Genomic DNA, 14405 nt, shown 5'->3' on the forward strand with positions numbered 1-14405 from the left:
ATTTTATCAATATATATTTCTCCCTTAATTTTTCATAAGAATTACAGGATCATTCTGTAATCCTCCCCCCTCTTTGGGCTATAATATACGAAGGAGAGAGGGGAGACAGCTATGAAGTCTAAATTTGAAGGATCTATTGACAATCTAAAAGAAATTGAAATGAACGCCTATGCCTACGAACTAATACGAGAGATCGTTCTCCCAGATATGCTTGGCCAAGATTACTCTTCCATGATGTATTGGGCAGGGAAACATCTCGCCCGTAAGTTTCCTCTTGAATCATGGGAGGAATTTCCGGCCTTCTTTGAAGAAGCGGGCTGGGGAACCCTCACTAACACAAGCGCTAAAAAACAGGAGCTTGAATTTGAACTTGAAGGGCCGATCATTTCCAACCGCCTTAAACATCAGAAAGAACCATGCTTTCAGCTTGAAGCTGGTTTTATCGCTGAACAAATTCAATTGATGAATGACCAGATTGCCGAATCATATGAACAAGTGAAAAAGAGAGCCGATAAAGTGGTTCTGACTGTGAAATGGGATATGAAAGACCCTGTGTAATCAAAAAGGCGGTGACTGCATAGTCCCGCCTTTTTTGATTACACAGCTGAAGGGTGTTTTGAAAGCTCAAATGCATCGTGCAGCGCTTCGACCGCTTTCACCATGTCATTTTCGCTTACGACTGTTGACACTTTGATTTCAGATGTGCTAACCATCTTGATTAAAATGTTTTTTTCCGCCAGTACAGCAAACATTTCAGCCGCTACACCAGGATTTGATACCATACCTGATCCGACAATGGATACTTTAGCCAGCTTGCTTTCTGTCTCGATTTTCTCAAATTCCAGCGCGCCTTTGTACTCTTCAAGCACCTCAACAGTCTGGTCCGCGTCTTCAGATTTAACAGAGAAGGAAATCCCGGCATCATGGTCTCCCGCCTGCGTTTGGATAATGATATCCACGTTAATATTTCTTTTGGCAAGCGTTGTAAAAATGGTAGACAAAGTGGTTAGGCCGCTTGTCAGCCCGTAGATTGTTACCCTTGTGATTTGATCTTCGAACGCAATGCCTCTGACAATTAAATTCTGCTCCATGGATGATTCCTCCTCAATTAATGTCCCCGCTTCTGTTTCTGTACTTGAACGCACTTCTAACGGCAATTGGTAATTTTTCGCGAATTCAACAGCTCTCGGATGAAGAACGCCGGCGCCTAAATTGGCAAGCTCAAGCATTTCATCGTATGAGATTCCGGCAAGCTTTCTCGCTGATTTCACATACCGCGGATCGGTTGTAAACACGCCGGGCACGTCGGTGTATATGTCACATTTATCCGCTTTTAATGCGGCAGCCAAAGCGACCGCTGTTGTGTCTGAACCGCCCCGGCCCAATGTCGTGATTTCACAATCCTCCGTCATGCCTTGGAATCCCGCGACAATCACAACCTTTCCTTGCTCAAGCTGGCTTGCTAAAACTGTAGTGTCGATATCTGTAATTCTGGCGTTTCCGTGTACGGATTCCGTGCGGATTCCCGCCTGCCAGCCAGTATAGGACACCGCGTCATAGCCTTTTTCCTGCAGCGCCATTGAAAGCAGGGAAATCGTGACCTGTTCGCCTGTCGCCAGCAGCATATCCATTTCGCGTTTGCTCGGCTGATCGGTGATGTCTTTTGCAAGGCTGACCAATGCGTCAGTCGATTTCCCCATAGCTGAAACGACTACGACGACTTGATGGCCTTTCTGTTTTTCCGCGATGACGCGGTTTGCCGCATTATTAATTTTTTCGACTGAGCCGACGGAAGTACCTCCGAATTTTTGTACGATTAGACCCATGAATGACCACCCTTTACATTTTGGTTCGTGCGGGTGAGGAGAAAGAGCGCTTTGTCCACAATAAAAAAAGCAATGAGAGGAATTTGCTCTCATTGCTTATCAATTAATCATCATGAATGATTATGAACAACGAGATAGCCCTCCAAGAAAATGATTTCTTGACAGCCTTACATTTATTCAATGCACGGCCAGCAAATAACACCGATGGGATTTTATTTGCTTCGGCGACCTCCCCTTTCAGCCTTTTTCACGGAATCCATCTTTCTCCAAAGGCTTACTCTTGAAGTTCGCACCTCTATCTTCACCATATAACACGATCTAACTATGAAATTAGTTCACATTTTATCAGATCTTTTTTAAAAGGACAACATTATTTTTGCAATTTGTCGTAAAGGAGCTGAGCCGCCGCTGCGGGAACACCCGCTTTTTTGAGGTCCTCAAGGCTTGCTTCCTTCATTTTTTTAACAGAACCGAAATGCTTTAACAGCATTTTCTTTCTTTTCTCTCCGATACCCGGAATGTCGTCCAATACGGATTGAAACGCGCTTTTACCGCGGATTTGCCTGTGAAAGCTGATCGCGAACCGGTGCACCTCGTCCTGGATGCGCTGCAGAAGATAAAATTCCTGGCTGTTTCGTTCCAGATACACCGCCTCCAGCGGATCCCCGATGAGTAAATTTGAGGTTCTGTGTTTTTCGTCTTTCGCTAAACCGGCAATGGGAATATCCAGACCGAGTTCATTTTCAATGACATCCCTTGCAGCGTTGATCTGCCCTTTTCCTCCGTCAATGATGATCAGATCAGGCAGCGGCAGGTTTTCACGAAGCACTCTTGAATAGCGCCTTCTGACGACCTCTCTCATTGAGCCGTAATCATCCGGGCCTGTAACGGTTTTGATTTTATATTTGCGGTATTCCCTTTTGTTCGGTTTGCCGTCGATAAACACGATCATCGCGGAAACCGGGTTTGTCCCCTGTATGTTTGAGTTATCAAACGCTTCGATTCTGTGAGGCGTATAAATATTCAAGGCTTCACCGAGCTTCTGCACAGCCCCGAATGAGCGCTCCTCATCCCGTTCGATTAAGGAGAATTTTTCTTTCAGCGCGATTTTCGCATTTTTATGGGCCAGCATGAGCAGTTCTTTTTTCGGGCCTTTTTTCGGCTGGTGGACGTTTGTTTCCAGCAGCTGCTCAATTATGGATTGATCTACGCTGTCCGGAACTAAAATTTCCTTTGGAAGGAAATGGTTGTTTTTTGAATAGAACTGCCCGATGAACGTAAGGAACTCTTCATCAGCTTCCTGATAGAGCGGGAACATGCTGACATCGCGTTCAATGAGCTTTCCTTGCCGGATGAAAAAGACCTGTACGCACATCCAGCCCTTATCGTATGCGTAAGCGAATACGTCACGGTCGACTAAATCGTTCATCGTCATTTTTTGTTTTTCCATCGTTGAGTCAATATGGGCCATTTGGTCGCGAAGCTCTTTTGCCCTTTCAAACTCAAGATTCTCCGCAGCCTCATGCATTTTCTCTTCAAGCTCTTTTTTGACATCATTATAGCCGCCCTTTAAGAATCGGGTAATGCTCTCAACCAGCTCTCTGTTCGTCTCTTCGGAAATATCCTTTACGCAAGGAGCGAGACATTGGCCCAGATGATAGTAAAGGCACACTCTGTCCGGCAGTTTGGAGCATTTTCTGAGAGGATACAGACGGTCGAGCAGTTTTTTTGTTTCCCTTGCTGCTTGCACATTCGGGTACGGCCCAAAATAGCGCCCTTTGTCTTTTTTGACATTGCGGGTGACAACCAGCCTTGGATGGCGTTCGTGGGTGAGTTTTATAAAAGGGTAGGTTTTATCGTCTTTCAGCATGACATTGTATTTCGGATCATGCTTTTTGATCAAATTCATTTCTAAAATAAGCGCTTCGAGATTAGAGGACGTCACGATATATTCAAAATCCTCGATTTCCGTCACAAGCCTTTGTGTTTTCGCATCGTGAGAACCGGTGAAGTAGGAGCGCACTCTGTTTTTCAGCACTTTCGCTTTTCCTACGTAGATCACAGTCTGCTGTCGGTCCTTCATCAGATAACATCCGGGCTGATCAGGAAGGAGGGCGAGTTTTTCTTTCAGTTGTTTGTTCATATGTTACCCTTCCTTATATTTAGTCCTTTGTTTCCAGTTTAACACGAACGTTTGTTTTTCTCTATGGTTCACAATTGGCGAATAAAAAAAGCGATCCCTCAATCGGAATCGCTCTGGCATGTAAGCAGCCGTAAATTAAAGATGTTTGTTTACAAGCTCTTGAAGTGCTTCTTTCGGTTTGAAGCCGACAGAAGTTTCAACAACTTCTCCGTCTTTTAACACAAGAAGTGTCGGGATGCTCATAACGCCGTATTTTCCGGCTGTTTCTTGGTTTTCATCCACATCGATTTTTACGATTTTCAGTTTGTCTCCCATTTCTTGATCCAGTTCTTCAAGAACAGGCGCAATCATTTTACAAGGTCCGCACCAAGGAGCCCAGAAGTCAGCCAGTACGACGCCTTCGCTTGTTTCAGCTGGGAAAGATTGATCAGTTGCTTTTACGATAGCCATTATTGAATTCCTCCAATTGTGAATGATGATTTTTAGTATAGCATCTCCCATTCGTTCACGCTATTTTAATGCTTACAAATTATTTTTTCCTGATCACAATCGGTTTACTCATTTTTATCTGGATTGAATGGGATATGTCACTTTTATTAAAACACGAATCTGATAATTGCCCCGATCACTACAATAGCCCCGATGATCATTAGAATTGTACGAAGCATAAGCTAACATCTCCTCTTCACTGTCATGTACTTTACCATGCCCTCCCGGAGCTGTTTTAAAACCTGAAAAAGAGCGCCGGCATGAAGCTCCGGCGCTCTCGCGCGATTAAGAATCCGCACGCAGCGTGAGTAAGACGACCGACATGGGCGGCAGTTTTACTTTCAGTTTGTTTTTGTTGAGGGTATATCGGCTGAAAGATTCCGGTTTGACGTGATGAGGATCGTCAAACGTGTTATGCGCATTCATTTTTTCTGCCGTGAGAATGAATCCGGAATGGTCCGCAGTCTTGTTAAGACCTCTCAGCTCAATTTCGGCCTCCGCTTTGTTTTGATGGTCGATGTTGCAAATCGTGATATTGATATCACCTTCCGCATGTTTCGATGCTGAAATACTGATTTGCGGCAGCGTTTCCCCCTTCCATTCATAGGCAGCGGAGGTTGTTTCAGTGTCTAAAAGAGAAGCATCCTGGTGTACCTTAAACATATCAAATACATGGTACGTCGGTGTCAAAAGCATCCGCTCTCCCTCAGTCAAAATCATCGCTTGAAGAACGTTTACCGTTTGGGCGATGTTGGTCATTTGCACCCTGCGGCAATGCTGATGGAAAATGTGGAAATGAGAAGCCGCGACCAGTGCATCACGAATGGTGTTTTGCTGATAAAGGAATCCAGGGTTCGTGCCTGGCTCAGGATCAAACCACGTGCCCCATTCGTCAATAATCAGCCCGACCCGCTGCTCCGGGTCGTACCGGTCCATAATCGTACCGTGTTTTTGAATCAATTCATCGATGTATTTGGCTTTTTTCATCGTAATGAACCATTCATCCTCCGTGAATTCTGTCGCTGATCCTTTGCCCTTCCAGAAATCACCCGGAATCGTGTAATAATGAAGGCTCAATCCGTCCATCAGGCCGGCGGCTTTTTTCATGAGCACGTCCGTCCAATTAAAGTCATCTACATTTGCACCGCCTGCAATTTTATAGATTTCATTGCCGCTGTAATTGCGGACATAGGTTTGAAAACGTCGGTACAGATCAGCATAGTATTCAGGGTGCATGTTTCCGCCGCAACCCCAGTTTTCATTGCCCACACCGAAATATTTCAGCTTCCAGGGCTCCTCTCTTCCATTTTGTATTCTCCAGTCTGACATCGGCGTGCCTGCATCAAACGTCATATACTCGATCCATTCCGCCATTTCCTGAACGGTTCCGCTTCCGACATTTCCGCAAATATAAGGCTCGCATTCAAGCAGCTCGCAAAGCATCATAAATTCATGCGTTCCGAATTCATTTGATTCAACTGTTCCGCCCCAGTGCGTGTTAAGCATCGTCTTTCGGTCACCGACACCGTTTGCCCAATGGTATTCGTCCGCAAAACACCCGCCCGGCCATCTGAGGACGGGAATGTGAAGCTGCTTGAGCGCTTCCAGCACATCCTTTCGTATTCCGTTTATATTGGGAATGCTTGAGTCCGATCCGACCCAAATCCCCTCATAAATCCCTCTTCCTAAATGCTCCGCAAAATGACCGTATATATTTTTGTTAATGGTTCCTTTTACAATATCTGTCTGGATCACTGCTTGATGTTTAGACATGCCTGATCATTCCTTTCATACGAATATGAAAAGCACCACAGTCAAATATGTGATCTGTCTTTTGTCTGAGGAGTCAGCATGAATGTAAGCGCTTTTAAAGTAACCATATTATATATGTTCGTACATGTCAACGATATTTTTCGTTATATATTTATTTGTACGTATGTATTTAAACATATAAAAAACCCCGAACTTCAGCAGTCCGGGGTTTCCTTTACGAGTGAATATTTAATTGTTTGAATTCCTCAGTTAATAATGGAACCACTTCAAATAAATCGCCTATGATGCCATAATCCGCTATTTTAAAAATATCGGCTTCAGGATCTTTATTGATGGCGACAATGACCTTGCTGTTTGACATGCCGGCTAAATGCTGGATGGCGCCGGAAATGCCGCAGGCGATGTACAAATCCGGGGTGACGACTTTCCCGGTCTGTCCGATCTGGAGAGCGTAATCGCAATAGTCAGCGTCGCACGCCCCGCGAGAGGCTCCGACTGCGGCTCCCAGCACCTCGGCAAGCTCCTGCAGCGGCTGAAATCCTTCCTTGCTTTTGACTCCGCGGCCGCCCGCAACGATAATTTTGGCTTCGGAGAGATCAACGCCGTCCGCTGTTTTTTTCACGATCTCTTGGATAACGGTGCGGAGGTCAGTAAGAGAAACATCAACGCTTTCAATACTCCCCGACCTGCCGGCGTCTATTTCTGAAGCTTGAATGTTATTGGGACGAATCGTTGCAAAAATCATGGGATCGGTTGAAATCACACGTTCAAATGCTTTTCCCGAGTAAATCGGCCTTGTGAATACGACATTTTCTCCGGTAACGCTTACATCTGTAGCATCAGAAATTAAGCTTGTTTGCAGCCGGGCCGCAAGTTTTGGTGAGAGATCCTTGCCCATTGCCGTGTGCCCGCATATGACCGAATCGGGCTTTTCTTGGTCAATAATGACCCTCATGACCTGGCTGTATCCGTCTGCCGTATAGGCTTTCAGCTTCGGATCCTCGGCTGTGAGAACTTTATCTGCTCCGTAATGGATAAGCTCCTGTGCAATGTTTTGTACATTTTCTCCGATGAGAACACCGATGACTTCTCCATCGCCTGAAATGGTTCTTCCTGCAGCTAATGCTTCAAAGGTGACATTCCGCAATTCTCCATCGCGAATTTCTCCGAGTACGATCACTTTTTTTCCCATTCTAACATCCCCCTGTTTCTTTGAATGTCCAAGCTTTATATGACTTTAGCTTCGCTGCGGAGCAATGAGACGAGCTCTTTTGCCTGTTCGGCAGGATCACCTTGGAGAAGCTTCCCGGCTTCTTTTTTCGGCGGCAGAAAACGTTCAATGGTTTTCATTTTTGGTTCGGCATCCTCTTCGTCAAGATCAAGATCATCAAGCTCTAGCTCTTCAAGTGGTTTTTTCTTGGCCTTCATAATGCCCGGAAGCGATGGGTAACGCGGTTCGTTTAAACCCTGCTGAGCTGTGACAAGCAATGGAAGTGTGGTTTTGATTTTCTCAACATCCCCTTCGACGTCCCTTTCTGCTTCTGCATCAGTGCCATTGATTTCGAGTTTGGTGATCGTAGTGATGCACGGAATATCCAGCAGCTCGGCAAGCCGAGGCGCGACTTGTCCTGATCCTCCGTCAATGGCAACATTTCCGCCGAGAATTAAATCAAAATCTTGATCCTTCATATAGTGGTATAAAACTTGAGAAATGGAATATTGGTCGGGTTCTTCAAGATCATCTTCTATGTTGATTAAAACGGCTTGGTCACATCCCATGGCAAGCGCCGTACGCAATTCCTTTTCCGCTTCTTCACCGCCGACAGTGACGGCAGTGATCGTGCCGCCGTGCTTTTCCTTCAGCTGGATGGCTTCTTCTATCGCGTACTCGTCGTATGGATTAATGATCCATTCCGCTCCGTCATCCTGAATCTTTCCTGCTTCAATGACGATTTTTTCTTCTGTGTCAAACGTCCGTTTCATCAGTACAAATAGATTCATGATCATATCCCCTTTTATTCGCCTTTGAACTGAGGCTTTCTTTTTTCGAGAAATGCCTGGATGCCTTCTTTGGCGTCCTCTGACTCAAATGCTTCTCCAAACCGCTTTGCTTCAAGCTTTAAGCTGCCATCATAGGAATAAACCTTGTTTGAATAAAGAAGCTCAAGCAGAGATGCCAGCGTTTGCGGGCTTTTTTGCGCAAACTTAGCGGCAAGCGCATTTGCTTTTTCAAGCACTTCTGCTTCATCCTTTGCTCCAATTGAAACAAGTCCGAGATCAAGCGCTTCTTTTCCGGATATCGGTTCTCCTGATCCAATGAGCTCTAATGCTTTGGCTATACCTATATATCTCGGAAGACGCTGTGTTCCCGCAAAACCCGGAATGATACCGAGGTTAAGTTCCGGGAGCCCCAGCTTGGCATCTTCTGCGGCGATTCTGATATGACACGCCATCGCAAGCTCAAGACCGCCGCCAAGTGCAGCACCGTGAATCGCTGCGATAATCGGTTTAGAGAAGCCTTCAATTCTTTCCATCAGCTGCTGGCCGCGCTCAGCCAGCTCTGAGGAATCCTCATTGCCTTTTAGCGATGTAAATTCTTTAATATCAGCGCCCGCTGAGAAAAATCTTCCCTCACCATGAATGATAATGCTTCGTACGCCTGCATCTGTCTCACATTGATCTAGACAGGAGGAGAGCTCTTCTAAAATTCGGCTGGAAAGCGCATTAGCTGGCGGATTGTGAATCGTCAAAACTGCCACAAATTGATCAACTGCCAGTGATATTGCATTCATAGGACAGAACTCCTTTACTTATTGTGAATTCCGGACACCAACAATTCTAAAACGCTGTCTGATAAGGCAGCTATATCGTACTTTTGGTCATTCATAACCCAAGTTGTCACGGTTTCGTCAATCGTTCCAAAAATCATCTGCCGGGCGAGGCGGACATCGAGGCCGTCTTTTAATTCGCCTGATTGTATGCCTTCCGTCAAAATGCCCTCTAAAATAGTTAAGTAGCCCTTTAATATTTCATTGATCTTCTGGCGCAGCTCCAAGTTGGACTGGCGGAGCTCAAGCTGAGTGACAATCGCGAGATTATGGTCATCCGCCAAAAGGGAAAAATGCTTTGAAATCACAAGCGCTAATTTCTCTTTGGCTGTCTCCTTGTCTTTTATGTCCTCTTCCATCCGCTCAATAAATTGGCCCATTTTTTCTTTAAAAAGAGAAATTAAAATGTCTTCTTTGTTTTTGAAATAGAGATAGATGGTGCCGTCCGCTACTCCGGCTTGTTTGGCGATTTTGGATACCTGTGACTGGTGGTAGCCGTTTTCCGCAATGACTTCTACTGCTGCATCAATAATCTGCATATACTTTGGCCGTTTTTGCTTCAAAGTTCATCGTTCCTTCCTATTGAAATGAATGACTATTCATTCATAATTTCATGATAAGGAGGATTTTCGACTTTGTCAAGTTTATTCATAGGTGTTCTCTTTTTCTTATGTCATGAGTTATTGATATGATGATTTTCGGCATCTTCTTCAAGTAAACGCCTTCTTAAAATTTTTCCTACCGCCGTTTTTGGCAGCTCTTTTCTGAATTCATAGGCTTTCGGCACCTTGTAGGGAGCGAGGCGGGATCTGGCAAAAGCGTCCAGTTCTTCTGCATCGGCTTTTGCGTCTTTCTTCAACACGACAAATGCTTTTACTGTTTCCCCTCTGTAGGAATCCGGCACACCTGCAACGACAATTTCCCGGATGGCTTCATGTTCATAAAGCGCTTCTTCTACTTCACGCGGGTAAATATTATAGCCGCCGGCGATGATGATGTCCTTCTTCCTGTCGGCAATATAGAAAAAGCCCTCTTCATCCATATAGCCCATGTCTCCGGTGAACAGCCAGCCATCTCTCAGTACAGCGGCGGTTTCCTCCGGTTTGTTCCAATATCCTTTCATCACTTGCGGCCCTTTAACAATGATTTCTCCATGCTCATACGGAGCGGCAAACCCATCCGTCTCTTCAGAATAGATCGCGGCGTCCGTACTCGGCCAAGGACAGCCGATACTGCCGGGCTTGTTCTTCCCCCAGATAAAATTGGCGTGCGTCACAGGGGATGCCTCAGACAAACCATAGCCTTCCACAAGCTTTCCGTCAGTCACCTTTTCAAATTTCTGCTTTACCTCAACAGGGAGTGCGGCTGATCCGCTAAGACAGCTTTTAATGGATGACAGATCATATTGCTGTAATTCGGGGTGATGCAAAAGACCAATGTAAATCGTCGGTGCGCCTGGAAAGAGCGTCGGTTTTTGTTTGTCGATGGTTTTAAGCGTTTCGAGCGGGTCGAACTTAGGAAGAAGAATCATTTCGAAGCCTTGCTTCATCGAATAATTCATCACTGCCGTCAGTCCGTAAACGTGAAAAAACGGTACGATGGCAAGCACTTTTTCAGCACCTTCCTTTACATCGTACATCCAAGCCGCGCACATTTCGGTATTGGCCAAGATATTCCGGTGCGTGAGCATGACCCCTTTTGGAGCCCCCGTTGTTCCTCCGGTATACTGGAGAACAGCAATATCATGCTCAGGCTCGATCTTTGGGATTGTCAGGAGCTCCATTTTTTCCTGTTTCACGCTGGAGGCGAACGTGTGAATGTGATCTTTTTTGTCAAAATCAATTTGTACTTTTTGTTTTTGCGTCAGTGGATAAAGAATATTTTTCGGAAAAGGCAAATAGTCTTTTATGCTGGTTACTAAAATCTGATCCACTATTGATAACGTTTTCATTTTTATCGCCTTCGGAAAAAGCAAATCTAAGGTGATGATCACGCTTGCCTCAGCATCTCTCAGCTGGTATTCAAGCTCGCGCTCGGTATAGAGCGGGTTCGTCTGGACCACGATACCGCCGGCAAACAAGACGCCATAATAAGAAATGACTGATTGCGGGCAATTGGGCAGCATGACAGCCACTCTGTCTCCTTTTTGCAGGCCATTGGACTGTAAAAAAGCTGCGAGTTTAAGCGCATCCGTCAGAATGTCATGAAAGGTGAGTTTTTTTCCATAAAAAGATACGGCGGTTTTGTCAGGGAATCGTGCGGCGGAGTCTGTCAGGATGGATTGCAGGGTTTGGTTCGGCAACGGAAGCTCATGCGGGATATTGTCAGGATACTCGGCAAGCCACGGCTTTTGAGACTGCATAAAACCTCCCCTTTCGGTTTTAGAGTTCCACCCTATCATTATAGCAGATGGACGGCAAAAAAAAGAAAAAGAAAGGTAAATCTTTCTTTTTCTCATGATACGAACAGATATATAAGACCGATTAACAAAAAGATTCCCGCCGCGGCGAGCAGTACCTTTGCAAGCTTTTCCATCGATTCTCCGTCCCCTTATATTCCGGCTGCCACCACAAATGAAAGCCCGACAGAAATGACAAATGAAATAAAACCGACAGCCCGGTTATCATTTTCAATTTCTTTATCAATTTTAAACCGCGGAGTCAAAAACTCAAAAATAAAGTAGCTGAGCAGAAGCATAACAAACCCGTACACGCCCCAGCCGATCATTTGCAGCAGAGAATTGTGCTGGGAGATGGAATGCTGAAATACGTTTGCGATCCCCAAAATTTTTCCGCCGGTCGCCATTGCCACCGCAAGATTTCCTTTTTGAATCTCTTCCCAGTTTTTATAAGCCGTCACCAGTTCAAACACAGTCAAAAAGAGGACGAGGCAGAGAACCGCGACACTGTAATACGCCGCGATTTCCACAAGCTCGTTTTCCCAAAAATCACTCATGGCCATACTCCCTTTTATTTTAGTTCAACAACCGTAACGCCTGATCCTCCCTCACCTGCTTCACCGAAACGGGAGCTTTTGACGCTGCGGTGGTTTTTCAGAAGATCCTGCACGCCTTTTCTCAAAGCGCCGGTTCCTTTTCCGTGGATAATTGACACTCTTGGATATCCGGCTAACACTGCATCATCCAAGTATTTTTCAACACGGCTAAGGGCATTTTCATAGCGTTCACCCCGAAGATCAAGTTCAAGCGATACGTGGTAATCCTTCCCCTTGACCGCCGTAATGATTTTTTCTTTTTTTGGTTCCGGAGCTGATTTGATAAACTCCAAATCTTTTTCTTTTACTTTCATTTTTAATATGCCGATTTGAACATTCCATTCATTGCCGCCGGTTTTTTCGAGCAGTGTTCCTTTTTGCCCGAAGGTGAGGACTTTCACCTCATCACCAGGCTTGAAATCACGTTTTTGCGGTTTCGGTTTTTCTGGTTTTTTGGACTTTTCAAAAGTAGGAACTGCGCCTTCTAACCTTTTCTTCGCGTTGATCAGCTCGTGATCCTTGAAGGATTTGTGTTCTTCTTTGATTGAGCGCAATTCATGAATAATGTCTTCGGCTTCTTCCGTTGCAGCTTTTACTTTTTCAGCCGCTTGCTGTTCAGCCTCCTCGAGCATTTTGTCTTTTTTGCTGTTGAGCTCGATGATTTGCTGCTGGAGCTCTTTGTGCAGCTTTTCTGCTTCTTTTCTGATTGATTCTGTCTCAGATAGCTCTTCTTCCGCGCGTTTTTTGCTATGTTCGAGCGACGCAATCATCGTATCGACTTCGTTATGCTCGGCTGTCATTTCTGACTTCGCCTGCCCGATAATATGAGCTGGAAGTCCAAGGCGTTTTGAAATTTCGAAGGCGTTGCTTCGTCCCGGCACACCAATTAAAAGTTTATAAGTCGGTGATAGCGTTTCGATGTCAAATTCGACGCTGGCGTTCATGACGCCTTCTCTGTTATAGCCGTACGCCTTCAATTCCGGATAATGCGTCGTGGCTAACACTCTAGCATTGGTGCGATGCACGTCATCCAGGATGCTCATGGCGAGGGCCGCCCCTTCTTGAGGGTCTGTCCCTGCGCCCAGTTCATCGAAGAGCACCAGGCTGTTTTCATTGACCTGCTCTAAAATGCCGACAATGTTCACCATATGGGATGAGAACGTACTTAAGCTTTGCTCAATCGATTGTTCATCGCCGATATCAGCGAACACATGCTCAAATACCGCGGCTTCTGACCCCTCATCTGCCGGAATATGAAGACCGGATTGCGCCATCAAGGTTAATAGCCCTAACGTTTTGAGGGTTACTGTCTTACCCCCGGTGTTTGGCCCTGTAATGACAATGGTTGAAAAATCACCGCCAAGCTCGATGTCATTGGCAACAACCTGGTCAGGCGGAAGCAATGGGTGGCGGGCTTTTTTCAAACGGACAAAGCCGCTGTCGTTCATGATCGGTTTTGTCGCTTTGACCGCTTTTGAGTATCTTGCTTTTGCAAAGATAAAATCAAGCGTCTGCAGCACTTGCAAATCTTGAAAGAGTTCCTCTGTATGCTCTGCCGTTTGCTCTGTCAGCACGCGTAAGATCCGTTCAATTTCTTGCTTTTCTTTCACTTTCGCCTGCTGAAGCGAGTTGTTCATATCTACAATCGCCTGCGGTTCAATGAACAACGTCGCGCCTGAGGAAGAGGTGTCGTGCACGATTCCTCCGTAGCTCGATCTGTACTCTTGTTTGACCGGAATAACAAAACGGTCATTCCGGATCGTAACGATCGTATCGGACAGCATTTTTGAAGCGGAAGAGGAGCGCAGCATTGACTCTAATCGGTCTCTGATTCTCGATTCGAGTGTTCTGAGCTGTGTCCGGATTCCTCTTAATGTTTCTGACGCATGATCAAGCACTTCTCCGTGATCATCGATGCAGGAATTAATCTCCCGCTCTAAATCCGACAGCGTAATAAGCTGTTCAGCATGCTGATGAATCAGCGGGATGTCGACGCCATCTTCAGCCATTTGGCTGATAAAATGTTTCATTTGTTTAACTGCGTAAAGCAAGCCTGAGATTTCAGTGAATTCTGAGGGACTGAGTACGCTGCCGATTTCCGCCCGTCTTAACGCTCCTCTGATATCAACAAGGCCGCCAAATGGCGCCCGGCCTCTCAGCCGGATAATGGCAGAAGCTTCATCTACTTCATCCAGCTGTTTTTTGATTTCGTCTATAGAAGCAGAAGGCTTAAGCTGGAGAAGCATTTCTTTTCCGAGCGATGATGCGGCGTGCTCAATAACCTGTTCTTTCACTTTATGAAATTCAAGTGATGATAATACTTTTTGCTGCACGATTGTGTGAGCCTCCTTA

Annotated in this window: 12 protein-coding genes and 1 riboswitch; of the genes, 1 reads left to right on the forward strand and 11 read right to left on the reverse strand. The window is 45.6% G+C overall.

The genetic code is table 11. From position 1 onward, the window contains the following. Positions 1-111: 111 nt before the first annotated feature. Positions 112-558 carry a YslB family protein gene (locus V6D44_RS14930; protein WP_087992360.1) on the forward strand — a complete coding sequence of 149 codons (447 nt, stop codon included), beginning with the start codon at positions 112-114 and terminating at the stop codon, positions 556-558. Between the two features lie 38 nt (positions 559-596). On the opposite strand, the gene V6D44_RS14935 is transcribed toward V6D44_RS14930, so the two are convergent. The 11 genes from V6D44_RS14935 to V6D44_RS14985 all read right to left on the reverse strand — a co-directional run bounded on the left by V6D44_RS14935 (position 597) and on the right by V6D44_RS14985 (position 14386). Further along, positions 597-1826, reverse strand: a complete 1230-nt coding sequence (locus V6D44_RS14935; RefSeq protein WP_202326999.1) for an aspartate kinase — start codon at positions 1824-1826, stop codon at positions 597-599. A gap of 127 nt (positions 1827-1953) precedes the next feature. Next, a riboswitch (Lysine riboswitch) is annotated at positions 1954-2132 on the reverse strand. A gap of 64 nt (positions 2133-2196) precedes the next feature. Then, positions 2197-3969, reverse strand: coding sequence for an excinuclease ABC subunit UvrC (gene uvrC / locus V6D44_RS14940; RefSeq protein ID WP_333516661.1), 1773 nt, complete (start codon positions 3967-3969; stop codon positions 2197-2199). A gap of 135 nt (positions 3970-4104) precedes the next feature. Then, positions 4105-4419, reverse strand: coding sequence for a thioredoxin (gene trxA, locus V6D44_RS14945; RefSeq protein ID WP_087992363.1), 315 nt, complete (start codon positions 4417-4419; stop codon positions 4105-4107). Positions 4420-4743: 324 nt separating this feature from the next. Then, entirely contained in the window at positions 4744-6231 is a 1488-nt protein-coding gene (gene abfB / locus V6D44_RS14950; protein ID WP_333516662.1) for an alpha-L-arabinofuranosidase AbfB, read from the reverse strand. 214 nt (positions 6232-6445) lie between these two features. Continuing rightward, positions 6446-7423: an electron transfer flavoprotein subunit alpha gene (etfA, locus tag V6D44_RS14955; protein ID WP_087992365.1), complete on the reverse strand. Its 978-nt coding sequence runs from the start codon at positions 7421-7423 to the stop codon at positions 6446-6448. A gap of 35 nt (positions 7424-7458) precedes the next feature. After that, a complete protein-coding gene (gene etfB / locus V6D44_RS14960; RefSeq protein ID WP_087992366.1) occupies positions 7459-8232 on the reverse strand; it encodes an electron transfer flavoprotein subunit beta in 774 nt (257 codons plus the stop codon). Positions 8233-8246: 14 nt separating this feature from the next. Next, entirely contained in the window at positions 8247-9023 is a 777-nt protein-coding gene (locus V6D44_RS14965) for an enoyl-CoA hydratase (protein WP_087992367.1), read from the reverse strand. A 14-nt stretch (positions 9024-9037) separates the two neighbouring features. Continuing rightward, positions 9038-9622, reverse strand: a complete 585-nt coding sequence (gene fadR / locus V6D44_RS14970; protein WP_202326993.1) for a fatty acid metabolism transcriptional regulator FadR — start codon at positions 9620-9622, stop codon at positions 9038-9040. A gap of 110 nt (positions 9623-9732) precedes the next feature. After that, positions 9733-11421: an AMP-binding protein gene (locus V6D44_RS14975; protein ID WP_202326985.1), complete on the reverse strand. Its 1689-nt coding sequence runs from the start codon at positions 11419-11421 to the stop codon at positions 9733-9735. A gap of 188 nt (positions 11422-11609) precedes the next feature. Further along, positions 11610-12014, reverse strand: coding sequence for a DUF350 domain-containing protein (locus tag V6D44_RS14980; protein ID WP_003222485.1), 405 nt, complete (start codon positions 12012-12014; stop codon positions 11610-11612). Positions 12015-12028: 14 nt separating this feature from the next. Further along, the gene (locus tag V6D44_RS14985) at positions 12029-14386 is read right to left on the reverse strand and encodes an endonuclease MutS2 (RefSeq protein ID WP_333516663.1); all 2358 of its coding nucleotides are present in this window, start codon (positions 14384-14386) and stop codon (positions 12029-12031) included. Positions 14387-14405 lie beyond the last annotated feature (19 nt).

It is taken from the genome of Bacillus sp. 0209A, assembly GCF_036765095.1.
Classification (GTDB): domain Bacteria; phylum Bacillota; class Bacilli; order Bacillales; family Bacillaceae; genus Bacillus; species Bacillus subtilis_G.

Coding starts and splice junctions, on each gene's coding strand:
- V6D44_RS14930 (WP_087992360.1), top strand. CDS start 112: ATGAAGTCTAAATTTGAAGGATCTATTGACAATCTAAAAGAAATTGAA.
- V6D44_RS14935 (WP_202326999.1), bottom strand. CDS start 1,826: ATGGGTCTAATCGTACAAAAATTCGGAGGTACTTCCGTCGGCTCAGTC.
- uvrC (WP_333516661.1), bottom strand. CDS start 3,969: ATGAACAAACAACTGAAAGAAAAACTCGCCCTCCTTCCTGATCAGCCC.
- trxA (WP_087992363.1), bottom strand. CDS start 4,419: ATGGCTATCGTAAAAGCAACTGATCAATCTTTCCCAGCTGAAACAAGC.
- abfB (WP_333516662.1), bottom strand. CDS start 6,231: ATGTCTAAACATCAAGCAGTGATCCAGACAGATATTGTAAAAGGAACC.
- etfA (WP_087992365.1), bottom strand. CDS start 7,423: ATGGGAAAAAAAGTGATCGTACTCGGAGAAATTCGCGATGGAGAATTG.
- etfB (WP_087992366.1), bottom strand. CDS start 8,232: ATGAATCTATTTGTACTGATGAAACGGACGTTTGACACAGAAGAAAAA.
- V6D44_RS14965 (WP_087992367.1), bottom strand. CDS start 9,023: ATGAATGCAATATCACTGGCAGTTGATCAATTTGTGGCAGTTTTGACG.
- V6D44_RS14975 (WP_202326985.1), bottom strand. CDS start 11,421: ATGCAGTCTCAAAAGCCGTGGCTTGCCGAGTATCCTGACAATATCCCG.
- V6D44_RS14980 (WP_003222485.1), bottom strand. CDS start 12,014: ATGAGTGATTTTTGGGAAAACGAGCTTGTGGAAATCGCGGCGTATTAC.